25 protein-coding genes and 2 pseudogenes are annotated in these 22,821 nt (G+C 71.5%); 17 read left to right on the forward strand and 10 right to left on the reverse strand.

Annotation, left to right across the window (positions count from 1 at the left end):
- Positions 1–28: 28 nt before the first annotated feature.
- Positions 29–466: a SidA/IucD/PvdA family monooxygenase gene (locus OG594_RS14860; protein WP_266598957.1), complete on the reverse strand. Its 438-nt coding sequence runs from the start codon at positions 464–466 to the stop codon at positions 29–31.
- Positions 467–526: 60 nt separating this feature from the next.
- Entirely contained in the window at positions 527–1,177 is a 651-nt protein-coding gene (locus OG594_RS14865; RefSeq protein ID WP_323185305.1) for a response regulator transcription factor, read from the reverse strand.
- 244 nt (positions 1,178–1,421) lie between these two features.
- Here OG594_RS14865 and OG594_RS14870 point away from each other — a divergent pair, with 244 nt between their 5' ends.
- From OG594_RS14870 to OG594_RS14880, 4 genes and pseudogenes are all read left to right on the forward strand, one after another.
- Positions 1,422–2,387 carry an ABC transporter ATP-binding protein gene (locus OG594_RS14870; RefSeq protein ID WP_266598959.1) on the forward strand — a complete coding sequence of 322 codons (966 nt, stop codon included), beginning with the start codon at positions 1,422–1,424 and terminating at the stop codon, positions 2,385–2,387.
- Between the two features lie 5 nt (positions 2,388–2,392).
- Positions 2,393–3,187: an ABC transporter permease gene (locus OG594_RS14875; RefSeq protein WP_266598961.1), complete on the forward strand. Its 795-nt coding sequence runs from the start codon at positions 2,393–2,395 to the stop codon at positions 3,185–3,187.
- A 14-nt stretch (positions 3,188–3,201) separates the two neighbouring features.
- A pseudogene (locus OG594_RS47355) lies at positions 3,202–3,351 on the forward strand (thioesterase domain-containing protein); the annotation flags it as partial.
- 94 nt (positions 3,352–3,445) lie between these two features.
- Positions 3,446–3,859 carry a hypothetical protein gene (locus tag OG594_RS14880; RefSeq protein ID WP_266598963.1) on the forward strand — a complete coding sequence of 138 codons (414 nt, stop codon included), beginning with the start codon at positions 3,446–3,448 and terminating at the stop codon, positions 3,857–3,859.
- Here OG594_RS14880 and OG594_RS14885 read toward each other — a convergent pair.
- Entirely contained in the window at positions 3,799–5,424 is a 1,626-nt protein-coding gene (locus OG594_RS14885) for a sensor histidine kinase (protein ID WP_266598965.1), read from the reverse strand. The genes OG594_RS14880 and OG594_RS14885 overlap by 61 nt on opposite strands.
- Before the next feature lie 389 nt (positions 5,425–5,813).
- Between OG594_RS14885 and OG594_RS14890 the strand changes: the two genes are divergently transcribed.
- The 8 genes from OG594_RS14890 (at position 5,814) to OG594_RS14925 (ending at position 12,520) form a co-directional block, all read left to right on the forward strand.
- Complete coding sequence (locus tag OG594_RS14890; RefSeq protein ID WP_266598967.1) at positions 5,814–6,026, forward strand: alpha/beta fold hydrolase; 213 nt, start codon at positions 5,814–5,816, stop codon at positions 6,024–6,026.
- Positions 6,027–6,343: 317 nt separating this feature from the next.
- Positions 6,344–7,192, forward strand: coding sequence for a HipA family kinase (locus OG594_RS14895; RefSeq protein ID WP_266598969.1), 849 nt, complete (start codon positions 6,344–6,346; stop codon positions 7,190–7,192).
- Entirely contained in the window at positions 7,189–7,572 is a 384-nt protein-coding gene (locus OG594_RS14900; RefSeq protein ID WP_266598971.1) for a DUF3037 domain-containing protein, read from the forward strand. The genes OG594_RS14895 and OG594_RS14900 overlap by 4 nt, the downstream gene beginning before the upstream one ends.
- A gap of 175 nt (positions 7,573–7,747) precedes the next feature.
- Complete coding sequence (gene fabG / locus OG594_RS14905) at positions 7,748–8,509, forward strand: 3-oxoacyl-ACP reductase FabG (RefSeq protein ID WP_266598973.1); 762 nt, start codon at positions 7,748–7,750, stop codon at positions 8,507–8,509.
- 28 nt (positions 8,510–8,537) lie between these two features.
- On the forward strand, positions 8,538–9,299 hold the full coding sequence (locus OG594_RS14910) for an SDR family oxidoreductase (protein ID WP_266598975.1): 762 nt from the start codon (positions 8,538–8,540) through the stop codon (positions 9,297–9,299).
- 152 nt (positions 9,300–9,451) lie between these two features.
- On the forward strand, positions 9,452–11,035 hold the full coding sequence (locus tag OG594_RS14915) for an ABC transporter substrate-binding protein (RefSeq protein ID WP_266598977.1): 1,584 nt from the start codon (positions 9,452–9,454) through the stop codon (positions 11,033–11,035).
- A 112-nt stretch (positions 11,036–11,147) separates the two neighbouring features.
- The gene (locus OG594_RS14920) at positions 11,148–11,816 is read left to right on the forward strand and encodes a uracil-DNA glycosylase (RefSeq protein WP_189746257.1); all 669 of its coding nucleotides are present in this window, start codon (positions 11,148–11,150) and stop codon (positions 11,814–11,816) included.
- Between the two features lie 50 nt (positions 11,817–11,866).
- Positions 11,867–12,520, forward strand: a complete 654-nt coding sequence (locus OG594_RS14925; protein ID WP_266598979.1) for a hypothetical protein — start codon at positions 11,867–11,869, stop codon at positions 12,518–12,520.
- A gap of 26 nt (positions 12,521–12,546) precedes the next feature.
- Here OG594_RS14925 and OG594_RS14930 read toward each other — a convergent pair whose 3' ends face one another.
- Both OG594_RS14930 and OG594_RS14935 read right to left on the reverse strand, forming a co-directional pair.
- A complete protein-coding gene (locus OG594_RS14930) occupies positions 12,547–13,086 on the reverse strand; it encodes a hypothetical protein (RefSeq protein WP_266598981.1) in 540 nt (179 codons plus the stop codon).
- Positions 13,087–13,216: 130 nt separating this feature from the next.
- Positions 13,217–13,692, reverse strand: a pseudogene (locus tag OG594_RS14935) (DinB family protein); the annotation flags it as partial.
- 84 nt (positions 13,693–13,776) lie between these two features.
- On the opposite strand from OG594_RS14935, the gene OG594_RS14940 reads away from it, so the two are divergent.
- On the forward strand, positions 13,777–14,682 hold the full coding sequence (locus tag OG594_RS14940; RefSeq protein WP_266598983.1) for a Gfo/Idh/MocA family protein: 906 nt from the start codon (positions 13,777–13,779) through the stop codon (positions 14,680–14,682).
- Here the strand turns inward: OG594_RS14940 and lnt are convergent.
- From lnt to OG594_RS14965, 5 genes are all read right to left on the reverse strand, one after another.
- The gene (gene lnt / locus OG594_RS14945; protein WP_266598985.1) at positions 14,606–16,195 is read right to left on the reverse strand and encodes an apolipoprotein N-acyltransferase; all 1,590 of its coding nucleotides are present in this window, start codon (positions 16,193–16,195) and stop codon (positions 14,606–14,608) included. The two genes, OG594_RS14940 and lnt, sit on opposite strands and share 77 nt — an antisense overlap.
- 67 nt (positions 16,196–16,262) lie before the next feature.
- Positions 16,263–16,730 carry a nuclear transport factor 2 family protein gene (locus tag OG594_RS14950; protein ID WP_266598987.1) on the reverse strand — a complete coding sequence of 156 codons (468 nt, stop codon included), beginning with the start codon at positions 16,728–16,730 and terminating at the stop codon, positions 16,263–16,265.
- A gap of 69 nt (positions 16,731–16,799) precedes the next feature.
- On the reverse strand, positions 16,800–16,976 hold the full coding sequence (locus OG594_RS14955) for a hypothetical protein (protein ID WP_181382610.1): 177 nt from the start codon (positions 16,974–16,976) through the stop codon (positions 16,800–16,802).
- Between the two features lie 114 nt (positions 16,977–17,090).
- Entirely contained in the window at positions 17,091–17,969 is an 879-nt protein-coding gene (locus OG594_RS14960; RefSeq protein WP_266598990.1) for an undecaprenyl-diphosphate phosphatase, read from the reverse strand.
- Between the two features lie 47 nt (positions 17,970–18,016).
- On the reverse strand, positions 18,017–18,745 hold the full coding sequence (locus OG594_RS14965) for a TVP38/TMEM64 family protein (RefSeq protein WP_266598992.1): 729 nt from the start codon (positions 18,743–18,745) through the stop codon (positions 18,017–18,019).
- Positions 18,746–18,794: 49 nt separating this feature from the next.
- Here OG594_RS14965 and OG594_RS14970 point away from each other — a divergent pair, with 49 nt between their 5' ends.
- The 4 genes from OG594_RS14970 (at position 18,795) to OG594_RS14985 (ending at position 22,813) form a co-directional block, all read left to right on the forward strand.
- On the forward strand, positions 18,795–19,511 hold the full coding sequence (locus OG594_RS14970; protein ID WP_266598994.1) for a DNA alkylation repair protein: 717 nt from the start codon (positions 18,795–18,797) through the stop codon (positions 19,509–19,511).
- A 276-nt stretch (positions 19,512–19,787) separates the two neighbouring features.
- A complete protein-coding gene (gene tuf / locus OG594_RS14975) occupies positions 19,788–20,969 on the forward strand; it encodes an elongation factor Tu (protein WP_266598996.1) in 1,182 nt (393 codons plus the stop codon).
- Positions 20,970–21,060: 91 nt separating this feature from the next.
- Positions 21,061–21,921: a patatin-like phospholipase family protein gene (locus tag OG594_RS14980; protein WP_266598998.1), complete on the forward strand. Its 861-nt coding sequence runs from the start codon at positions 21,061–21,063 to the stop codon at positions 21,919–21,921.
- Positions 21,922–22,021: 100 nt separating this feature from the next.
- The gene (locus OG594_RS14985; protein WP_266602916.1) at positions 22,022–22,813 is read left to right on the forward strand and encodes a spermidine synthase; all 792 of its coding nucleotides are present in this window, start codon (positions 22,022–22,024) and stop codon (positions 22,811–22,813) included.
- The last annotated feature ends 8 nt before the right edge of the window (positions 22,814–22,821 follow it).

Consider the following 22,821-nt stretch of genomic DNA (forward strand, 5'->3'; position numbering starts at 1 on the left):
CGGGCCGAGATCGTCTGTGCATCGCCGGTCACGCCGGAAGCGCATGTGTGCGAAGGAGGGCGAATCCGGCTCGGTCGAACACCTTCTCGTCGGAGAGGAGATGGCTGACGGTTTCGGCACCGCTCTGCCCCGCCCCCCCCACGACCCGGACGCGGCGGTCCTTCCACTCGGGGCGGACCGCGGTCAGCTGGCTGCTGTGCAGGACCGGGTTGCCGACGAACGGCTTGGCGAAGTCGGGCAGGTGGGCCTCGGATCCCGATCCGAGGAGGAGGGTGCACGTCGTCGGACGTCCCCGCCCGCAGACGTGACCTCGAAGTGCCGGCCGCAGAGCGTCACCGACTCGACGGGGGTCCAAGCGGACGGACGGCAACTGCGCCGCGGCCCACTGGAAGTACTGCTCGAACTCACGGCGCGAGCAGCTGAGGCGGTTGGCTTCGAGGAACCGGAACACCCGTCCCTCCTGCACCTGGAGTTTTGCAACTGCCGGATCTTGCCGGGCCGGCCGACAAGATCCGAAAGGGACGGCCTAGTCGCGTCGGATGATCCCGGCCTCGTAGGCGGCGATGGCCGCTTCCACACGATTGCGCAGCCCGAGCTTCGACAGGATCGCGCTCACGTGCGCCTTGACGGTGCCCTCCACCAGGTGCAGCCGGGCTCCGATCTCGGCGTTCGACAGGCCCGCGCCGAGCCGGGCCAGCACGTCGCGCTCGCGTTCGGTGAGCTGTTCCACGCTGTGCCGGGACCACGCACCCGACGAGGTCCGGCCGGCCTGGCGAAGCCTCGTGATGACCCGGGCTGCGACGTTCGGGGACAAGTACGCGCCGCCCGCCGCCACGGCCCGCACCCCATTGAGCAGTTCACGGGGATCGTCGGCCTTCAGCAGGAATCCGCTCGCACCCTCCTGAAGCGCGCGGGCGATGAACTCGTCCTCCCCGAACGTGGTGAGCATGATGACCCCGGTCTCCGGGCGGTCGTGACTCACCCGCGCCGCGGCCGACAGTCCGTCCAGGCGCGGCATCTGGATGTCGAGGAGGGCGACGTCCGGCTGGTGCCGGCGCGCCAGCTCCACCGCCTCGTACCCGTCCTCGGCCTCGGCAACCACCTCCATCTCGGGGGCTCTCGCGAGAATGGAACGCACTCCCGCACGGATCATCGCTTCGTCGTCGGCCAGGAGGATGCGTATCCTCCGCCGGTCCTGCGGCTCGTCCTGAGGCTCTTGTCGCACGGCCCGAGCCTAGTGCCGCCCACCGGTCCGCGGACTCCGCGATCGCCCTGGAAACGGGGCATCCGGCAGGACCTCTTCCCAACGGCGGACGGCACCCCTGACGAAAGTCACGGGTGCTCCTTGCGTTCGATCGATGTGCCGGCCCGACGCCGTTCCTAGGGTGATGCGCAGTGAAGAGATTCCGAAGGGAAACCCTGTGATCACCCTCCGAGGACTGACCAAGAGGTACGGCGAAACAGTCGCTGTGGACGGCCTGACCTTCGATATCAAGGAAGGGCAGGTGACCGGCTTCCTCGGACCCAACGGGGCGGGCAAGTCGACCACGATGCGGATGATTCTCGGCCTGGACCACCCCAGCGAGGGGCAGGCGCTCATCGACGGGAAGCCGTACTCCTCCTACCGTCACCCGCTCCGCGAGGTCGGGACCCTGCTGGACGCCAAGGCACTGCATCCCGCCCGGTCGGCCCGCAGCCACCTGGTGGCGCAGGCCCGCAGCAACGGCATCCCGCTGCGCCGGGTGGACGAGGTACTGGAGATCGTCGGCCTGACCAAGGTCGCGAAGCGCCGGGCCGGTGCCTTCTCGCTCGGCATGTACCAGCGGCTGGGCGTCGCGGGAGCCCTGCTCGGTGACCCCAAAGTGCTGATCTTCGACGAGCCGGTCAACGGCCTCGACCCCGACGGCGTCCGTTGGGTGCGCGAGCTGGTGCGCTCGCAGGCCGCCGAGGGCCGGACGGTCTTCCTCTCGAGCCACCTCATGAGCGAGATGCAGCTGACCGCGGACCAACTGGTCATCATCGGGCGGGGCAAGTTGCTCGCGGACACCCCGATGTCCGAGCTGCTCGCCAACAGCTCCCTGTCCTCGGTGCGCCTGCGTCTTCCGGACCCTGACGACATGCGCATGCTCGTCGACCACCTGACGTCCTACGGCACCGCGGAGATCGAGTCCCCGAACCCCGATGAACTCGTCGTCCGGGGACGCACCGTCGAGGAGATCGGTGACCTCGCACACCGGTTGGGTGTCCGCCTGCACGAACTCCACACGGTGTCCGCGTCCCTGGAGCAGGCGTACATGGAACTGACGGCGCAGAGCGTGGAGTACGGGACGGGCGGGACCGTGTTCGGCACCGCTGATGACAGGCGCAAAGAGAAGGCCGGAGCGTGACCGACATGTCGACTGCAGTCAGGGCCGGTACGCCCGTCAGGAACCAGGCCCCCCGCGGTGGGGGTTTCACCGGTGCGCTGGGGGCGGAATGGGCCAAACTGTGGTCCATCCGCACCCCGTACGCCTGCTTACTGGTGGGCCTCGTCGTGACGGGGATCTTCTGCTACTACTACGGGGCGATCGCCCGCATCAACGACAAGCCCCTCCAGCCGGTGGGCAACGCACCGGTCTCTTCGGTGATCCTGACCCAGTTCGCCGTCCTCGTCCTCGCGATGACCATGGTCACCAGTGAGTACGCGACCAGCAGCATCAGGACCTCTCTGCTCTGGGTGCCGGTGCGCCACAGCGTCCAGTTGGCGAAGGCCCTCCTCGCCGCCGTGGTCGGTTTCCTGGTCGGCATCGCGTACGGCGCCATCGGCACCGCGGTCGCCTGGGGCCCGTTCCGGGGCCACGCCGCGTTCGAACCGTCCAAGGTGATCGCCCAGGTCGTGGCGATGGCGTCGTACTGCGCGCTGGTCGGTGTGATGGCCGTGGGTGTCGCGTTCGCACTGCGCACGGCGGCTGCTGCGGTGGCCGTGCTCTTCTTCGTCATCTCCGCGCTGCCCAGCATGTTGACCGGGCTCGGCGGCAAGGTGCTGCTGGTCATCAACGACTACATGCCGCAGACCGCCGGCGGCAACTTCATGCTCGGCAAGGAGAACGGGCCCTACCCGCCTCTGGCAGGACTGCTCATCACCGTGGCCTGGGCCGTAGCCGCCCACATCGCGGGGATGCTCGTGCTGCGCAGGCGCGACGCCTGACGCACCTCGACCGCATTCTGGAGATCCAGCCCGAAGGACCCTACCGGCCGCTCGGCCGGTCGTTCGGCGGGGTGATGGGTCACGCCCTCGCCGTGGAGCTCCGGGCACGCGGACACGAGGTCGAACTGCTCGCCGTGGTGGACGCCTACCCCGGCTCCGGGGAAGCGCAGTCCGAGGAAGGGCAACTTCACCGCGTCGCGGTTCGCGTACGACCCCGCGGACCTGAGCGCCGACCGCGACGGGCTGATCGCGCGGTACATGCTCTTCCTGAAGGAGAACGATCACCCGCTCGCACAGAGGGGAGAGGACGTCCTCCTGGCGCTGAAGGACGTCTGGATCAACAACAGCCGACTCCTGGCGGCCCACCGGCCGGGGCACTTCCGTGGCGACATGCTGCTCTTCAAGGCCACCGAAGTGCCACGGCGGTTCGCCGGGTACGACCGCGAGCAGGCGTGGCGGCCGCACGTGAGCGGCACCGTGGACGTCCGTCCATTGCACGCAGAACACGAACAGCTGCTGACGGTTCCGGCACACGTCGCCACGATCGGGGGCGGCCGTGGCGGATCGCTTGGCAGAGGTGGCCCGCAAGAAGTCCTGACCGCCTTCCCGGCTCAGGAGGCGCTCGGTTCCCCGGGCAGCACGTCCTTCGAGACCAGCCTGTCACCGGAGTAGCACAGCCGGTAGATGTCCACCTGGTCCAGCAGGTTCCCGTTCGAACGGTAGAACGCGCAGGACGTGCCGGGCTCCCGGGAGGCCGAGCGCACGCTCTCGGGCGGATAGGGGTACTCCTGCCCGGGCAGGCGGCCGGCGAACTCCGCGCGCTGCTGCCCGGTGCGGATGGCCGAGAAGTCGCTGGGACGCAGCACGGACGACGAGAGCTGGTACGAGAGGTAGGCGGCGGCCGGCAGCACGCTCAGGGCGATGGCCGCCGGCACCGCGAACGCCGCGGCGAACCGCAGCGAGGCCGTGCGTCGGGCGGCCCCCAGCCGCCTGTCGGACTCCGCACGGCACGGCTCCACCTCCTGCGGGGTCACCGACGCGACGGGTGTCGCTCCCACCCGGTCGGGCATGCGGGCGGTCACCCGGAAGCCGCCCTCGAACGGGCGGGCGTCCAGGGCGCCGCCCAGGGCCGTCACGCGTTCGCGGAGCCCGTCCAGGCCCCGGTTGCCCGGGACGATCCCGGGCAGCGGGCCGGCGGGCGGCGCCGAATTGGTCACCCGCACCTCGGTGGAGCCCCGCGCGTGGGATATCCGTACCCGGACCGCGCTGCCCGGAGCGTGCTTCGTCGCGTTGGTGAGTGTTTCCTGGACGACGCGGTACACGGCGCGCCCGACCAGGGCCGACAAGGCCGGGCTCTCGCCGGAGCGCTCCAGTTCGACCGCCATGCCGGACGCACCGGCCCGCTCCAGCAGCTCCTCGACCGACTCGACCACGGTTCCGGCCGGCCCGGACTCCCCGTTGTCGCGCAGAACCGTCACCGTTTCGCGCAGCGCTTCGACCGCCTCCGACACGGCCTTGCGGAGCTCGACCATGTCTTCCCGGTCCTGGTCGCTCAGCGTGGGGGAGAGCTCCAGGGCACCCGCCCGCAGCGCGATGAGGCTGAGCACGTGGCCGAGGGAGTCGTGCATGTCGGAGGCGATCCGGGTGCGTTCACGCAGCCGCGCCTGCTCGGCGGTGAAACGCTGCTGCTCCTCCAGGCTCCGTGCCAGTTGCCAACCTCCGCGTACCAGGGACCTCCGCGCCTGCTGGTAGCGGCCGATGAGCCAGGGCACCAGTAGGGCCAGGGGCAGCATGGTGACCGTGTAGAACCACCAGACGGGGCCGACGCGGAGCACCGCGCAGATGGCGAGGTCCACCGCCAGACATGTGGCGAGGACCAGCAGGGGGTTGAGCCGGGATCCGCCGCGGACCCCCATCAGATACGTCATCACGGCCAGCGCGACGGCATAGGCGTTGCCCGGGCTGGAACCGTTCGCCAGCCCCACGGCGCAGAGCCCGTTGACGGCGAACAAGGCGGCGGCCGGCCAACGGCGGCTCGCCGGAACGGCGCCCGCGAGGACCAGGGTGGCGAGGAGGAGCAGCATCGGGGAGGGCTGGGCCCGGTCCGAGAAGCCGGCGAATCCGGCAGCGGCGAGCACCGCCCACAGAGCCGCGTCGCGCAATGCCGTCCGTAAGGAAGGAGCGGGCGCGGACTGCTCCTTCCGCGCGGTCCGTTCGTCCATTGCGTTGAGCCACATCACCCGGTCGACCCTATCCCGGCCGAGGAAGTCGCAGGCAAGCCCGGAAACGGGCCAGTGAGCAGGCACTTTGCGAGAGGGAGAGAGACCGTTGACGCGGTCGGCCGGCCGTTGGCACTGTTGATCGGGGAGCAACACCGCCCCAGGCGAGCCGGCCGGCAGCACGGCAAGGCTGATGCCCTTGCAGGCCCCGTGTACGGAGTCGGCGAGGGACACGGGGCCGCCGGTGCTGCCGGGGAGCGAACCCTTCGACCTCCTCCATGAGTTCGGAGGTCAGCGAGTGACGTGCTGCCGCAGCGTCCTGGTGGCTTTCGATGTTCAGCCCTCGTATCAAGAGCGCCCCGTGTCCAGGGCGGTGGCGCGCAAAGCGGCCGCGTTTCCGCGAGCCATTGCGTACCGCTTCCGGTGGGAGCTTCGCCAACGGAAACGTCGTCGGGACATCGCTCGGTGCGCGGGTCGCCGCGGAGTTGGCGTTGGCCAGGCCCGACCTGGTGAGCGGACTCGTGATCATGGCCGCCCGTGGGCACAGCGATGCGATGAGCATGGCGCTGACCCGTGCCGAGCAGGAGCCGGACGACCTGGGGATCGAATTACCTGCGTAATTACGGCAGGATCAACTGCCGGACGATTGCGTCACATTGGCGGCGCGCGCCGCGAACAACGGTGAACGGGGCGGAAGTTAATGGCCGCTCCGTGAGCCCCGCGCAAACCCGGCCGCGTCGAGCCGCGGGATCTCGGTGGGACACGACGACCGTGACGCCTACTCTGGCGGGAAGCTCCGCGGAGACGGTCGGGGAGCGGGGCGCCGGCCGAAACGCACCGGACCCTCCCGAGGGCCCCGGACTGCCGAGCCGGAGGCAGGTCCGGGAGGGGCGCGTCCCTTTGATCGCAAGGCTTGCTGAATGGATACCCTGGGAAAATGCTTACAGAAGTGACGGCGACTCGCTACGTCACTCCCTTGCGGGAGGGCGGCTCGCTTCCGGGGATCGTCGAGGCCGACGATCTCGGTACCTATGTCATGAAGTTCACCGGAGCCGGTCAGGGTCGCAAGACGCTGGTCGCCGAGGTCATCTGCGGGCGACTGGCCCAGCGGCTGGGGCTGAGGGTTCCCACGCTGGTGCAGATGCAGCTCGACCCCGTGATCGGGCTCGGCGAGCCCGATCAGGAGGTCCAGGAGCTGCTCAAGGCCAGCGGCGGCCTCAACCTCGGCATGGACTACCTGCCGGGCTCCATCGGCTTCGACCCGCTCGCGTACCGGGTCGACCCGGTCGAGGCGGGGCGCGTGGTCTGGTTCGACGCCCTCATCAACAACGTCGACCGCTCCTGGCGCAACCCGAACATGCTGGTCTGGCACGGGGACCTCTGGCTCATCGACCACGGCGCCACCATGATCTGGCACCACAACTGGCCCACCGCCGAGGCCGCGGCCGCCAAGCCCTACAACGCCTCCGACCACGTACTGGCCCCCGTGGGCCCGGACATCGCCGCCGCGGCCGCCGCGCTCGCGCCGCTGGTGACCGAAGAACTGCTCACGGAGGTCGCGGCCGACGTCCCCGACGAGTGGCTCGTCGACGAGCCGGGCTTCGACTCCACCGACGCGCTGCGCCGCGCCTATGTGGAGGCGTTGCTGCCGCGCGCGGCCACGATCCACGAGAGGATCTCGCTGGAGGCCGAGGTGAAGACGCCTGCCGGACCTCCCGGCTGGCTCACCGACCACCTGCCGGAATGGCCCCACAAGACCCACCAGAAGAAGAGCGACAGCGAGTGACCAAGCGGGACGTGTTCGAGTACGCGCTGGTGCGCGTGGTGCCCCGGATGGAACGGGGCGAGTGCTTCAACGCCGGCGTGATCGTCTACTGCCGGGCGCACGCGTACGTCGCCGCGCGCACCCACCTCGACGAGGCGAAGCTCCTCGCGCTGGACCCCGGGGCCGATGTGGCCGGGGTGCGGGCGGCCCTGCGCGGGGTCGAGGGCGTGTGCGGCGGCGGGGCCGGGGCGGGGCAGGCGGCGGGCGACGACGCGGGGCGGCGGTTCCGCTGGCTCATCGCCCCGCGCAGCACCGTGGTGCAGCCGGGGCCGGTGCACACCGGCCTGACGGCCGATCCGGCGGCGGAGGTGGAGCGGCTGCTGGACCTGCTGGTCCGCTGACGGTCGCGGCGGCGTTTCGGGGACCTGCCCCGAAGCGCCGCGCCCCGACCGCTGACGGGGCCGGACCGGGTGGCGTTGACACCGGGTGCCGGGGCTCCTAGCGTCTCCTCAGCTGAAGCTACTAAGCGGTTGCTCACCTCTGGGTGACCGTCTCTCAAGGGCGAGGAGATCCAGCATGTCCACCACCGAGCAGCGCGTCGCGATCGTGACCGGGGCGGCCCGGGGCATCGGCGCGGCCACCGCCGTACGCCTGGCCGCCGAGGGCCGGGCCGTGGCCGTACTCGACCTCGACGAGGCGGCCTGCAAGGACACCGTGGAGGCCATCACGGCGGCCGGCGGCAAGGCCCTCGCGGTCGGCTGCGACGTCTCCGACGGCGCGCAGGTGGAAGCGGCCGTCGCGCGCGTCGCGAGCGAGCTCGGCGCCCCGACCATCCTGGTCAACAACGCGGGTGTGCTGCGCGACAACCTGCTGTTCAAGATGACCGAGACCGACTGGGACACGGTCATGAACGTGCACCTGCGCGGTGCCTTCCTGATGTCCAAGGCCTGTCAGAAGTACATGGTGGAGGCCAAGTTCGGCCGCATCGTGAACCTCTCCAGCAGCTCGGCGCTCGGCAACCGCGGCCAGGTCAACTACTCCGCCGCCAAGGCCGGTCTGCAGGGCTTCACCAAGACCCTGGCCATCGAGCTTGGCAAGTTCGGCGTCACCGCCAACGCCGTCGCCCCCGGCTTCATCGTCACCGAGATGACCGCCCAGACCGCCGCCCGCGTCGGCATGGGCTTCGAGGACTTCCAGGCGGCCGCCGCCACCCAGATCCCGGTCCAGCGCGTCGGCCGTCCGGACGACATCGCCAATGCCATCGCCTTCTTCACGGGAGAGGCCGCGGGCTTCGTCTCCGGCCAGGTCATGTACGTGGCCGGCGGTCCGCTCAGCTGACGGTTCCACGAGAGACAGGGCGTACGACATGACGTACAGCGGTATCGACAGCGGCAAGGTCGCGCTGATCACCGGGGCGAGCCGGGGCATCGGCTACGGCATCGCCGAGGCGCTGGTCGCCCGTGGCGACCGGCTCTGCATCACCGGCCGCAACGAGGAGTCCCTCAAGGAGGCCGTCGAGCGGCTCGGTGCGGACCGGGTGATCGGCGTCGCGGGCAAGGCGCACGACGAGGCCCATCAGGCCGTCGCCGTCGAGCGCACGATGGAGGCCTTCGGCCGCGTCGACTTCCTGGTGAACAACGCGGGCACCAACCCCGTCTTCGGGCCGATCGCGGACCTGGACCTCGGGGTCGCGCGGAAGGTCTTCGAGACCAACGTGATCTCGGCGCTCGGCTTCGCCCAGCGGACCTGGCACGCCTGGCAGAAGGACAACGGCGGTGCGATCGTGAACATCGCGTCCATCGCCGGGGTCTCCGCCTCGCCCTTCATCGGTTCGTACGGGATGAGCAAGGCGGCCATGATCAACCTCACGCTCCAGCTCGCGCACGAGATGGCGCCCGGGGTCCGGGTCAACGCGATCGCCCCCGCGGTGGTCAAGACGAAGTTCGCCCAGGCGCTCTACGAGGGCCGGGAGCAGGAGGCCGCGGCGGCCTATCCGCTCGGCCGGCTCGGGCTCCCGGAGGACATCGGCGGGGCGGCGGCGTTCCTCACATCTGCACAAGCGGAATGGATCACCGGGCAAACTCTCGTCGTCGATGGTGGGATGTTCCTCAATGCCGGGGTCCACTGACCGATAATCGGACGTATTCACCTCCGAAAGGGAGGTAAATGCGTATCGAATATGCACGGAACCGGTCAAGTGCCTCACGAAACCAACCCATTGGATTCGTGAGGCACTGCGGTAGGGTCTGCCGCACCCCTGGCTGATCGAGGAGCGTGCACGTGTTCAACCGGACCAGATGCCTGCAGATCACTGCGGCCCTTGCGTCCATATCCCTGCTCGCCGGATGCGGCCTGCTGTCGGAGGACGACGGCGACGAGATGAAGAGGATCGTCGTCGGTACCACGAGCACCCCGAGCACCCTCGATCCCGCGGCCGCGTGGGACGGCTCCTGGGAGCTGTACCGGAACGTCTACCAGACCCTGCTGGCCTTCCCCACGGGCTCCAGCAAGCCCCAGCCCGACGCGGCCCAGAGCTGCGAATTCACGGACGCGGCGAGCCAGGCCTACCGGTGCACCCTGCGCAAGGGCCTGAAGTTCTCCAACGGCGAGCCGCTCGATGCCCAGGCGGTCAAGCACTCGCTCGACCGGATCAGGACCATCGGCTCCAACGTCGGCCCCAAGGGTCTCTTCGGCACCCTCGACAAGATCGAGACGCCGGACCCGCTGACGGTCGTCTTCCACCTGAACACCTCGGACGCCACCTTCCCCTACGTCCTCGGTTCGCCCGCCGCCTCGCTCGTCGCGCCCAAGGACTACCCGGCCGACAAGATCCGCGAGGGCGACAAGATCACCGGCTCCGGCCCGTACGTGCTCGACTCGTACAAGGACGGCGCCGAGGCGGTGCTCACCGGCAACACGAACTACACCGGCTTCGCCAACCGCAAGAACAAGGCGGTGACCATCCGCTACTTCGCGGACTCGCCGAAGATGATCGCGGCGCTGAAGTCCAAGGAGATCGACGCCACCTACCGAGGCCTGTCGGCCCCGGAGATCACCGACCTCCAGAACCCCGCCTCGCACGCCCTGGGCGTCCAGGTCGTCGAGAACGTCGGCGCCGAGATCCGCTACCTGGTCTTCAACCCCAAGGACCCCCAGGTCGCCAAGCTCCCGGTCCGCCAGGCCATCGCCCAGATCGTCGACCGCGGCGCGCTCGTCTCCAAGGTCTACCAGGGCACCGCCGAGCCGCTGTACTCGATGGTCCCCAAGGGGGTCGTCGGCCACAAGACGCCCTTCTACGACAAGTACGGCGGCGCGGACGTGGCCAAGGCCAAGAAGATCCTCAGGGACGCCGGGATCACCCAGCCTGTCGACCTGACCTTCTGGTACACCACCGACCGCTACGGTGCTTCGACCGCGGACGAGTTCACCGAGCTCAAGCGGCAGCTGGACGAGAGCCAGCTGTTCCGGATCACCCTGCGCAGCCAGCCCTGGAAGACCTTCCAGACCGGCTACAAGGGCGGTGAGTACCCGATCTTCGGCCGCGGCTGGTTCCCCGACTTCCCGGACCCGGACAACTTCATCGCGCCGTTCGTCGGCAAGGAGAACGCGGTCGGCACCCCGTACGAGCCGGCCGAGATCGTGAACGACCTGCTGCCCAAGTCCCGCCGCGAGGGTGACCGGTCGGCCGGCGTCCAGGAGTTCGAGCAGGCGCAGAAGATCTTCGCCGAGGACGTCCGGCTGCTGCCCCTGTGGCAGGGCAAGCTGTACGTCGCGGCGCGCGAGGACATCGCGGGCGCCGAGCGGGCGCTCGACCCGCAGACCGTCATGCAGATGTGGGAGTTCTACCGCAAGACCAGCTGGTAGCACCGCCGCCGGTGCGTCGGCCGCCCCGGGCGGCCGACGCATTGTCAGTGGGCCCCGGTAGGTTCTGGAGCAGTTGCACGAACTTGTACCGGAGGTTGTCGCCGTGACCCAGATGCTGCCCGAGTCCTGGCTCCCCGTCCTCGGCGGGGAGCTGGACCAGCCCTACTTCAAAGAGCTCACCGAGTTCGTCGAGAAGGAACGGGCGAACGGGCCGGTCTACCCGCCCCGCGAGCAGGTCTTCGCGGCCCTGGAGGCCACTCCCTTCGACCGGGTGAAGGTCCTCGTCCTCGGCCAGGACCCGTACCACGGCGCCGGCCAGGGCCACGGCCTGTGCTTCTCCGTGCAGCCCGGGGTCAAGACCCCGCCCTCGCTGCGCAACATCTACAAGGAGATGAAGGAGGAGCTCGACCTGCCGATCCCGGACAACGGGTACCTGATGCCGTGGGCCGAGCAGGGCGTCCTGCTGCTCAACGCGGTGCTCACGGTCCGGGAGGCCGAGCCCAATTCGCACAAGGGCAAGGGCTGGGAGAAGTTCACCGACGCCGTGATCCGCGCGGTGTCCGAGCGGCCCGACCCGGCCGTCTTCGTCCTGTGGGGCGCCTACGCCCAGAAGAAGCTCCCGCTGATCGACGAGGAGCGGCACGTGGTCGTCAAGGGCGCCCACCCCTCCCCGCTGTCCGCCAAGAAGTTCTTCGGTTCCCGGCCCTTCACGCAGATCAACGAGGCCATCGCCGCCCAGGGGCATGAGCCGATCGACTGGCGGATCCCGGACCTCGGCTGACGTCCCCCCGCGCCTCGGCGCCATTGCCGGTACCTCCGGCTAGCTTCGAGATGATCAGGCCGGAGCAGGTCTGGCAGAGCAAGCCGGAGGCCGCCGTGGCGGAGCAGCAGGAGGCGTCGCAGGATGCCGTCATGACCAGGATCGGCCAGGCGGTCATCCTGCTGCACGCCGGGGACCGCGAGGAGGCCCGCAACCGGCTCGGGGAGATCTGGTCCGAGATCGGCGAGGAGGGGGACTCCCTCCACCGGTGCACCCTGGCCCACTACATGGCCGACGCCCAGGACGATCCGGCCGACGAGCTGGCCTGGGACCTGCGGGCCCTGACCGCCGCAGCCGACCTGCCGGCTGACCTGACGGATGACCTTCCGGGCGACGTTCCGGGCGATCAGCCGGGCGATCAGCCCGGGACCAGGCCGCCGCGGGACGGGCGGCCCGCGCGCTGGGAGCCGCATCCCGAGTTGCGCGTGTTCTACCCGTCCCTGCACCTGAACCTGGCCGCCGACTACGTGAAACTGCACCGGCCCGAGGCGGCCCGGGTCCACCTGGCCCGGGCCCGCGCGGCCACCGGAGCGCTGGCCGACGACGGGTACGGGAACGGCGTACGGGCCGCCATCGCCCGGCTGGAGCGGCGCCTGGCCGCAGAACCGGAAGCCGGACCCGGACCCGGACCTGACCCCCGGCCGTTCCCCGAGCAGTCCCAGTAGGCCGTGGGCCGTGGGTCCGCGGGCGGTCAGTCCCCGTGGACGCCCGAGCAGATGCGGGCCTCCGGGCTGTCGGGATGCCACTGACCGTGCCTGCGGCCCAGCGCGCACACGTCGGCCGGCCGCACCGGCAGCTTCCGGATCAGTTCGCGCTCCGCCTCGGCGTCGGGCCGGGGGCGCCGAGGACGGCCGCCGGGGTGCCCGGAGACGGGCTCGGCGGCCCGTGGGGGCTCCGGGATGTCCGGGACCGGCGGAGCCTCCCGTACGGGCCCGCCGGAGCCGCCCGGTACGGGGCGCTGTGCGGACCGCTGGGCGGGCGCGGGGGCCGCCGGGGCCCCGGGCCGCTCCGGGGCGCTCTCCACGGCCTCCAGCGCCTCCAGGGCGGGCGCCCGGACGGTCACGGCGGCGGCCCCGGGCCCGCCGCCGGGCTGATGGCGGGGCGGTACCCCGGCGGCGGGGGCCGCCGCGGGCTGCACGGGTCCGGGGCTCACATGCACACAGCCGGAGACCGCCGAGACGGCGCAGGCGACTCCGAGCAGCAGCGTTGTCGTGGTTCGGGTGGGATGCACTCGCGCAACTCTGCTGTGCGAGGACCCCGTTGCGAAAACCCGGAGCCGAAATTCACCCCGCACGGGTGACGGACGCACCCGCCGGACAGGGCCCTCGCGGCTGCCCCCGGCCGCCCCGGAAGGCGACCTGGTCGCCGGTGGCGCCGTCCATCTGCTCGCGCAGCAGGTCCGCGTGGCCGTTGTGGCGCGCGTACTCCTCGATCATGTGGGTGTGGACCCAGCGCAGGCTGAACACCTCGCCGCGGTGGTGGCTCTCGGCCCGCGAGACCGCGTCCAGCGAACGGCCCGCGGCGCCTGGCGCGCCAGCTCGACCTCCGCCCGCCAGACCGGCTCGGTCTCGGCCCAGTCGGCCGCCTCGGTGAAGCGGAAGTCGCCGTCCGGGTCCTCGCTCGTGGAGTACAGCTCCACCTCCGCCATCTGCCGTACGAGGCCCAGGAGGCTCAGTTCGGAGGGCGCGAGCGGGGTGCGGCGCAGCTGTTCGTCCTGGAGCCCCGCGCCCTTCCGGACGAGGGTGGTGCGGTGGTGTTCGAGCCGCCCGTCCAGCACGTCCCGCTCGTCGGCGGTGGTGGCGGGTTCGTTGCGATGTGATCCTGAACCGGTGGTCACGGGGGTCGTCCTCGGCGAACCGGGCCCCCGGTCACCAGGGATTAAGCTGCGGGAATCCCACAAGGAACCAACCTGGAGGCCCCGGTGAAGGTCGGCTGCATCGGACTCGGCGACATCGCGCAGAAGGCGTACCTGCCCGTCCTCACCACCCGCCCGGGCATCGAGCTGCACCTGCAGACGCGTAACCCCGACACCCTGGAGCGGGTCGGCGACACCCACCACGTCCCGGCCGCGCGCCGGCACGCCGATCTCGACGCGCTGCTCGCCGAGGGGCTCGACGCGGCCTTCGTGCACGCCGCCACCGTGGCCCACCCCGAGATCGTCACGCGGCTGCTGGAAGCCGGCGTGCCCACGTACGTGGACAAGCCGCTCGCCTACGAACTCGCGCACTCGCGGCAGCTCGTGGAACGGGCCGAGCGGCTCGGGGTCTCCCTCGCCGTCGGCTTCAACCGCCGCTTCGCGCCCGCCTACGCGCAGTGCGCCGACCACGCCCGCGAGCTGATCATCATGCAGAAGAACCGCGTCGGGCTGCCCGAGGACCCGCGCACGCTGGTGCTGGACGACTTCATCCACGTCGTCGACACCCTGCGGTTCCTGCTGCCCGGCGAGGCCGACCACTTCGACGTCCGGGCGGTGGTGCGCGAGGGGCTGATGCACCAGGTGGTGCTCCAGCTGTCCGGCGCCGGCTTCACCGCCCTCGGCATCATGAACCGGCTGTCCGGCTCCACCGAGGAGATCCTGGAGGTGTCCGGCCGCGACACCAAGCGGCAGGTCGTCAACCTCGCCGAGGTCATCGACCACAAGGGCCAGCCGACCGTGCGGCGCCGCGGGGACTGGGTCCCCGTCGCCCGCCAGCGCGGCATCGAGCAGGTCGTCGACCACTTCCTGGAGGCGGTCGCGGCGGGCACCACGCTCAGCGCCCGCGACGCCCTGCGAACCCACGAGTTGTGCGAGCGGGTGGTGAGCTCGGCTCTGGAGCAGGCCTCCTGAGCGAACGGCTGCCCGCCACCGCGCAGTACACCGCGAGGGCGGCGAGGGCGGCGGCCACCGGCCAGTCCCCGAAGCGGACGTAGAGGGTCGTGCCGCGGGCGAGCGGGACCTCGTACACGGCCGCCGTGCTCGCGGAGGTGGGCAGGGCCGCGCCGACCCGGGCACCGGACGGGCCGTTCACGACGCTGATGCCCGTGAGGGTGGCGTGGACCATCGGGCGACCGTTCTCAGCCGCCCGCAGCGCGGCCAGCGAGGCGTGCTGGGCCGGTGCCCAGCTCTCCTGGAACGAGGAGGTCGCCGACTGGGCGACGAGCAGGGAGGCACCGTCCAGGGTGAGGCGCCGGCTCATGTCGGGGAAGGCCGACTCGAAGCACACCAGCGGGCCGACCCGGACGCTGCCGGGTCCGTCCGGCTGCCCGGGCAGGTCCATGACCACCGGTCGGTCGCCGCGCACCCGGTCCTCGCCCGCCGCCTTGCCGACCGAGGTGGCCCAGCCGAACAGGGCACGGGCCGGTACGTACTCCCCGAACGGGACGAGCCGCATCTTGTCGTACCGGTCGCCGGTGGGACCCTGGGGGCCCACGAGGACCGCGCTCTTGTAGATGCCGGGCTGGTCCGCCCGCCGCGCGTCCACGTTCACCAACAGCGGGGCCCCCACTTGTGCCGACAGCACGGCCAGCCGCCGGGCCAGGTCCGGGCGGGCCGTCAGGTCCGCACCGACGCTGCTCTCGCCCCACACCACCAGATCGACCCGCTGCCCCGCCAGCGGCCGCGTCAGCCGCTCACCGACGTCGAACCGCCGCTCCGCACTGTCCGGGCCGTCCGCCACCGGGCCGGGCTGTACGACGGCCACGCGCAGCCGGCCCGATTCCTCGGGCCGCGCCGCCCACACCCACACTGCTCCCGTCAGCACCGCGCACCCGGTCATTCCGGCCACCGCGGGGATCCGCGCCCCCGGCACCGCGATCAGCAGCACCAGCGCGCAGTTCACCGCCACCACGAGCAGGCTGACCAGCCACACCCCGCCCACCGAGGCCAGTCGCAGTGCGGGCGCCACCTGCCACTGGCTCGCACCCAGCAGCCCCCACGGCCCGCCGAGCCCCTGCCAGGACCGGACCAGCTCCGACAGCAGCCACCCCGCCGGTACGAGAACCAGCGCGCAGCAGGCCCGGCCCGCCGCCGGGGTCCCGCCGAGGAGCTCCCGCACCAGGAGCGCCCAGGGGATCCAGAGCAGCCCGAGCAGCGCGGCCACCGGGACCAGGAACACGTGCAGGCTGGGCAGCAGCCAGTGGTGGACGGCCAGGATGAACCCCGCGCCGCCGAGCCAGCCCTCCAGCGCGGCCCGCCGCCCGGTGGGGGCCGACCGCAGCAGCAGCATCCAGGGCACGAGGGCGGCGTAGGCGAACCACCAGAGCGCGGGGGCCGGGAAGGCGAGGGCGGGCAACGCCCCGGCGGCCACGGCGGCGGGCGCACGCCATCGAGGGGACCACCACCGCGTGCGCATCGTGATCATGGCGTGCCTCCGTTTCCAGTGTGGCAGTGCCCGGCGTCCCGGCCGAGTCGAGCGGCTCCGGCTCGGTTCAGGCGGTCATGTGCCGCCACTTCTCGTGCACGGTGACGCGGGTGAGCCGCCAGCCGTCACGGGTGCGGGCCAGCTCGAAGCCGTAGCGCCCGGCGGCGACGAAGTTGGGCGAGGTGACCGCGGCGTCGGAGTCCGGCCCCGCCAGCCGCATCGGATTGAGGAAGTCCGCCCGGACCTCGGCGCTGTCCCCGGGGGAGCCGCCCAGGTCCTCCAACCGGATCAGCCGGTTCACGATCAGGTGCTGGCGGACGGGGAAGAGCGTCATCGTCTCCGCCAGCCAGTCCGCGACCTCCGCCACCGGGCCCTCGATCCCGCCGGCCGAGCTGTAGTCGACCCTTCCGGAGGCGGTGAACAGGGCCCGGTACGCATCCCAGTCACCGTCGTCGACGGCCACGGCGTAGCCCGTGACCACCTCGTCGATCGCCAGCCGGTCCATCACCGTCGCGAGATCCACACGCTGAGTCATCGAGTCAGTGTGGGGCTGCGCGGGCGCGAGGCCAAGGGCCGTGCGCCCACCGGACCTTCCCGCGGGCGGTCAGTGACCGGAACGGGACTCCCGCTGCCGGACCACGACGAGGAACGCGTCGCTGTCCAGGTCCATGACCACCTCCGCCGGCACGCCCTCGCGCATCCGCTGCGCCGCATACTCCTCGGCGGGCCAGCTTCCCCGCGGACTTCCGGCGGGAAACCGCTCCAGCACCACTCGACCCATGGCACACCCCCTGCTGTTTGCCTTCCGTTCCCTTCAGGCACAACGACGCGCAGGCCGCCCGGGAACGTTCCCGAACGGCCTGCGGTTCACGCGAACAGGTGGAGCGGGGCCCCGCTAGGAACCGGACTCGCCCGCGTGCGGGCTGAGCACGTCCGTGCCGATCAGCACGAACAGCACGATGCCCAGGAGGATCCGGTAGATCACGAAGGGCATGAAGCTCTTGGTCGAGATGAACTTCATGAACCACGCGATCACGGCGTAGCCCACGAAGAAGGCGATGACCGTCGCGAAGATCGTCGGACCCCAGGAGATGTGGCCCGGGTTCTCCACCACGTCCTTGATCTCGAACGCGCCCGAGGCCAGCACGGCCGGGATCGCGAGGAGGAAGGAGTAACGGGCCGCGGCCTCGCGGGTGAAGCCGAGCAGCAGACCGCCGGAGATCGTCGCGCCGGACCGGGAGACGCCGGGGATCAGGGCCATCGCCTGGCAGACACCGAAGATCAGGCCGTCCTTGACGCCGAGCTGCGCGAGCGTCTTGCGCTCGCGGATGGCGCGGTGCCGGCCGCCCTCCTCGTCGCGGGCGGCCAGACGGTCGGCGACGCCGAGCACGATGCCCATCAGGATCAAAGTGGTGGCCGTCAGCCGCAGGTCACGCGCCGGGCCCACGATCGCGTCCTTGAAGACGAGGCCGAGGATGCCGATCGGGAGCGAGCCGACGATCACCAGCCAGCCCATCTTGGCGTCCTGTTCGGACCTCAGGGCCTTCGTGTAGAGGGAGCGGAACCAGGTGGAGACGATCCGCGCGATGTCCTTGCGGAAGTAGATCAGCACGGCGGCCTCGGTGCCGATCTGGGTGATCGCGGTGAAGGCCGCTCCTGGGTCGTGCCAGCCGGCGAACGCCGCGGTCAGCCGCAGATGGGCGCTGGAGGAGATCGGGAGGAACTCCGTAAGCCCCTGGACGAGACCGAGGATTAGGGATTCGAACCAGCTCATGTCGGGGTGCGCTCGTCCTTGTGATCGTCGGGCAGTTCCGTCCGATGCTATGGCCCGTGCGAAGCGCCACTGACCACAGGGGGGTGCTGGGGCGTCAGCTCGGTCACCTGAGCCGGCGTGCGAGGGGGCACCAGGCGGTGCCGCTTGCGCCATCCGACGACCGCGCCGCCCACCACGGTGACCACGATGAAGCCGAACGAGACGAGGAACGCGGGCGATCCGGGGGAGGCGGCGCTGGCCCCCGCGACCACGTACGCGGCCGTGTTCGGGACGACACCGATCGCCGTGGCGAGGAGGAAGGGGCCCCAACCGCACCGCGACACCGCGGCGCAGTAGTTGGCCACCTGGAAGGGCAGTCCGGGGAAGATCCGGACCGCCAGCATCGAGCGGAAGCCGTGCTGGCTGAGCTGGCCGTCGGCCGCCTGGAGCCAGCGCCCGCGCAGGAACGGTCGCAAAGCCTCCTGGCCCATGATCCGGCCCAGCCCGAAGGAGATCGCGCCGCCGAGGACCGTGCCGCCGACCGCCGCGACAAGGCCGAACTGGGTGCCGAAGACGGCTCCCGCGGCCAGGTTGAGCAGGGGGCGCGGCACGAAGGCGGCTGTGCACACACCGTATGCGGCTGCGAACAGCAGGACCGCCGTGCCCACCGGGAGCCCCGGGGGCCAGCCCTCCGAGAGGATGCGCTGGGGCTCGTACAGCAGCACGCACACACCGGCCGCCACCAGCAGCACGACGAGCACCGACAGCCGGGTCCACGGCGCGAGGAGGAGGGACATCCCGGGAGACTAGCCCACGTATACGGCGGTGCGCCGTAATCTGGGCCTCATGCTGTCGAACGACCGGCGACCCCCGCGGGTTCCCCGCAGCGCCCTCGCGGACACCCTGGTGGAGCGGCTGACCGGGGCGTACGCGGCGGCCGCCGATCCCGTGCGGGCCCGGGCCATGGCCGCGTACATGAAGGACGTCGCGCCCTTCCTCGGCATCCCCACCCCGCTGCGCCGGGACCTGTCGAAGACCGTGACCAAGGACACTCCGAAACCCTCCGAGGCGGACTGCGCGGCGCTCGCGCTGCGCTGCTGGCAGCTCCCGGAACGCGAGTACCACTACTTCGCGGTGGACTACCTGCGCGGCCACGCCTCCCGCTGCTCCTCCGGCTTCCTGCCGGTGGTCCGGCACCTGGTCGTCACCGTCCCCTGGTGGGACACCGTCGACCTGCTGGCCGCGCACACGGTCGGCCCCCTGGTGGCCGCCGACCCCGAACTCGCGGCCGTGATGGACGAGTGGATCGAGGACGAGAACCTCTGGCTCGCCCGCACCGCGCTGCTCCACCAGCTCCGCTTCAAGTCCGCCACCGACGCCGGACGGCTCTTCGCCCATTGCCGCCGCCGGGCCGGCCACCCGGACTTCTTCGTGCGAAAGGCCATCGGCTGGGCCCTGCGCGAGTACGCGAAGACGGACCCCGAAGCGGTACGCGCCTTCGTCGAGGCCGAACGCGGCTCCCTGGCCCCGCTGTCCGTGCGCGAGGCGCTCAAGAACCTCTGACCGCGCCGTAATTCGTTCGACGCGCCCCGGACCGTCCGGCAGGATCAGGGCCATGAACCGGTACGCCTTCCTCACAGAGCGGTCCGCAGTCGCGGACGCGCCGAAGGCTGCCGTCACCGCGGGCGCACCGGCAGGCGCACCTGCGTACGCACCGTTCTTCGCCGCATTCGACGGCGCACGAAGCTGACCCTTCCCGGATCGTCCGGCGGACCCCGCAGGGGGAGGGTCGGCTCGACCTCGGGGTCCCGTTCCAGCTTCCAGACACGGGAATGAATCATGGCCAAGACGGCCTTCGTGCGTACCAAGCCGCACCTCAACATCGGCACCATGGGTCACGTCGACCACGGCAAGACCACCCTCACCGCCGCCATCACCAAGGTCCTCGCCGAGCACGGCGGCGCCTCCTTCGTGCCCTTCGACCGCATCGACCGGGCGCCCGAGGAGTCCCGGCGCGGCATCACCATCAACCTCACGCACGTCGAGTACGAGACGGAGACCCGGCACTACGCCCACGTGGACATGCCCGGTCACGCCGACTACATCAAGAACATGGTCACCGGCGCTGCCCAACTCGACGGCGCCATCCTCGTCGTCTCCGCGCTCGACGGTGTCATGCCACAAACCGCCGAGCACGTGCTCCTCGCCCGGCAAGTCGGCGTCGACCACATCGTGGTGGCGCTCAACAAGGCCGACGCCGGGGACCCCGAGCTGACCGACCTGGTCGAGCTGGAGGTCCGCGAGCTGCTCACCGCGCACGGATACGGCGGTGACGGCGCGCCCGTCGTACGGGTCTCCGGACTCGGGGCGCTGGAGGGCGACCCGCGGTGGACGGAGGCGATCCAGGCGCTGCTGGACGCGGTGGACACCTACGTACCGACCCCGGTGCGCTACACGGACGCGCCGTTCCTGCTGCCGGTGGAGAACGTGCTGACCATCACCGGGCGCGGGACCGTCGTGACCGGCGCCGTCGAGCGCGGCACCGTACGCCTCGGGGACCGCGTGGCGGTCCTCGGCGGCGACGGCGAGCCGGCCGAGACGGTCGTCACCGGGCTGGAGACCTTCGGGAAGCCGATGGAGTCCGCCGAGGCCGGGGACAACGTCGCGCTGCTGCTGCGCGGGGTCCCGCGCGACGGCGTGCGCCGCGGGCACGTGGTGGCCGCGCCCGGCAGCGTGACGCCGCAGCGCCGCTTCACTGCGCAGGTGTACGTGCTCTCCGGGCGCGAGGGCGGCCGTACGACACCCGTCTCCAGCGGCTACCGGCCGCAGTTCTACATCCGCACCGCCGACGTGGTGGGGGACGTGGACCTGGGTGAGGTCGCCGTGGCCCGGCCCGGGGAGACGGTCACCATGACCGTCGAGCTCGGCCGGGACGTCCCGCTGGAGTCGGGGCTCGGCTTCGCGATCCGCGAGGGCGGGCGGACGGTGGGCGCGGGAACGGTGACGGCCGTACTGGGGTGACCCGGGCCTGATCCGGACCCCTCTGTGGTGGCGGTGGCCCGGCTACGCCAGACTGCCGTCACCACAGGCATGCGCGAAGGGGCGGGCGGAGATGGGCGGGGACACGGCACTGGTGCTCGGTGGCGGCGGACTGACCGGCATCGGCTGGGAGTGCGGAATGCTCCACGGGCTCGCCCGCGCCGGGGTGGACCTCACCACCGCGGACCTGGTCGTCGGCACCTCCGCCGGCTCGGTGGTCGGTGCCCAGCTCACCTCCGGACTGCTCAGCGTGCAGGAGCTGTACGAGCGCCAGCTCGGCGACGCCTCGGCGGAACCGGTGGCGAAGCTGGGGGCGGCCGTCATCGCCCGGTACGCACTGGCGATGGCGCGCTCGCGCAGCGACGCCGGCGCCTACCGCAGGCGGGTGGGAGCCATGGCCCTGGCCGCGGACACCGGCTCGGAGGCGGAACGCCGCAACGTGCTGGCCGCCCGGCTGGTCTCCCACGAGTGGCCCGAGCGGCGGCTGGTCGTCACCGCGGTGGACGCGCTCACCGGTGAACTCGAGGCGTTCGAGCGGGGGAGCGGCGGAGGGCTGCTCGACGCCGTGTCGGCGAGCTGCGCGGTACCGGGGGTGTGGCCGCCGGTGACGGTCGCGGGCCGCCGCTTCATCGACGGCGGGATCCGCTCCGCGACCAACGCCGACCTGGCCGCCGGTTACGACCGGGTGGTGATCCTCGCCCCGATCTCGCTCGGTTCCGCACTGGTGCCCTCGCCGTCGGTGCAGGCCGACCGGCTGCGGGAAGCGGGGGCGCGGGTCCTGCTGATCACCCCGTCGCCGGCGGCCCGCAAGGCCTTCGGACGCAACGTGCTGGATCCGGCGCGGCGGGACCCGGCGGCGCGGGCGGGCCTGGCGCAGGCCGAGGAGCACGCGGCGGAGGCGGCTGCGGTCTGGTCGGCGGCCGGTACCGTCTGAGGGCTGTTCGAATCCCGACGGGCCGCTGCCGGACAATGGAGCGGTGAGCGACGAACAGATCCCGGTCGTCCGGGACGTGGGCCAGGGCACTGCCAAGCTGATGCCGGACGTGGACCGGGACCGGGCCTGGCTGCTGACCGTTGACGGGGCCCCGCAGTCGTACGTGGACCTGGACGATCCGCAGCACCTGGAGTTCGAGTACGTACGCCGCCTCGCGCACGTCCTGGACTGCGCAGCGGAGCCGGGGCTCGCGCTGGACCTCCTGCACCTCGGTGGTGGCGCGCTCACCCTGCCGCGCTACGCCGCGGCCACCCGGGCCGGCTCCCGGCAGACGGTCGTCGAGTTCGACCCGGGTCTGGTCGACCTGGTGGCCGAGCACCTGCCGCTCGCGGCGGGCTCCGGGGTCACCGTGCACACCGCCGACGCCCGCACCTGGCTGGAGGCCGCGCCCGCGGCGAGCGCGGACGTGGTGGTGGCCGACGTGTTCGGCGGCTCGCGGGTGCCGGCGCAGCTGACGTCGGTGGAGTACGCGCGGGCGGCCGCGCGGGTGCTGCGGCCCGGCGGGCTGTACGCGGCGAACCTGGCCGACGGGGCGCCCTTCGACTTCCTGCGGGCGCAGGTGGCCAACTTCGCCGAGGCGTTCGCGGAGCTGGCGCTGGTCGCCGAGCCGGCGGTGCTGCGGGGGAGGCGGTTCGGGAACGCCGTACTGCTGGCCTCCGACGCTCCGCTGGAGGTGGGTGCGCTGGCCCGCAAGTGCGCGGCCGACGCGTTTCCCGCCCGGGTGGAGTACGGGGACGGGCTGGCCCGGTTCAGGAAGGGCGCGGCGCCGGTGGCCGACGCGGACGCGGCCCCTTCCCCGGCGCCGCCGGAGGGCGCGTTCAGCCTGGGGTGAGCGGCCGG

It is taken from the genome of Streptomyces sp. NBC_01214 (genome assembly GCF_026340975.1).
Classification (GTDB): Bacteria; Actinomycetota; Actinomycetes; order Streptomycetales; family Streptomycetaceae; genus Streptomyces.

Coding starts and splice junctions, on each gene's coding strand:
- OG594_RS14955 (WP_181382610.1), bottom strand. CDS start 16,976: ATGGGTCGAGTGGTGCTGGAGCGGTTTCCCGCCGGAAGTCCGCGGGGA.
- OG594_RS14960 (WP_266598990.1), bottom strand. CDS start 17,969: ATGAGCTGGTTCGAATCCCTAATCCTCGGTCTCGTCCAGGGGCTTACG.
- OG594_RS14880 (WP_266598963.1), top strand. CDS start 3,446: ATGCTCTTCCTGAAGGAGAACGATCACCCGCTCGCACAGAGGGGAGAG.
- OG594_RS14925 (WP_266598979.1), top strand. CDS start 11,867: ATGATCAGGCCGGAGCAGGTCTGGCAGAGCAAGCCGGAGGCCGCCGTG.
- OG594_RS14950 (WP_266598987.1), bottom strand. CDS start 16,730: ATGACTCAGCGTGTGGATCTCGCGACGGTGATGGACCGGCTGGCGATC.
- lnt (WP_266598985.1), bottom strand. CDS start 16,195: ATGATCACGATGCGCACGCGGTGGTGGTCCCCTCGATGGCGTGCGCCC.
- OG594_RS14875 (WP_266598961.1), top strand. CDS start 2,393: ATGTCGACTGCAGTCAGGGCCGGTACGCCCGTCAGGAACCAGGCCCCC.
- OG594_RS14920 (WP_189746257.1), top strand. CDS start 11,148: ATGCTGCCCGAGTCCTGGCTCCCCGTCCTCGGCGGGGAGCTGGACCAG.
- OG594_RS14980 (WP_266598998.1), top strand. CDS start 21,061: ATGGGCGGGGACACGGCACTGGTGCTCGGTGGCGGCGGACTGACCGGC.
- OG594_RS14970 (WP_266598994.1), top strand. CDS start 18,795: ATGCTGTCGAACGACCGGCGACCCCCGCGGGTTCCCCGCAGCGCCCTC.
- OG594_RS14895 (WP_266598969.1), top strand. CDS start 6,344: ATGCTTACAGAAGTGACGGCGACTCGCTACGTCACTCCCTTGCGGGAG.
- OG594_RS14885 (WP_266598965.1), bottom strand. CDS start 5,424: ATGTGGCTCAACGCAATGGACGAACGGACCGCGCGGAAGGAGCAGTCC.
- fabG (WP_266598973.1), top strand. CDS start 7,748: ATGTCCACCACCGAGCAGCGCGTCGCGATCGTGACCGGGGCGGCCCGG.
- OG594_RS14965 (WP_266598992.1), bottom strand. CDS start 18,745: ATGTCCCTCCTCCTCGCGCCGTGGACCCGGCTGTCGGTGCTCGTCGTG.
- OG594_RS14985 (WP_266602916.1), top strand. CDS start 22,022: ATGCCGGACGTGGACCGGGACCGGGCCTGGCTGCTGACCGTTGACGGG.
- OG594_RS14910 (WP_266598975.1), top strand. CDS start 8,538: ATGACGTACAGCGGTATCGACAGCGGCAAGGTCGCGCTGATCACCGGG.
- tuf (WP_266598996.1), top strand. CDS start 19,788: ATGGCCAAGACGGCCTTCGTGCGTACCAAGCCGCACCTCAACATCGGC.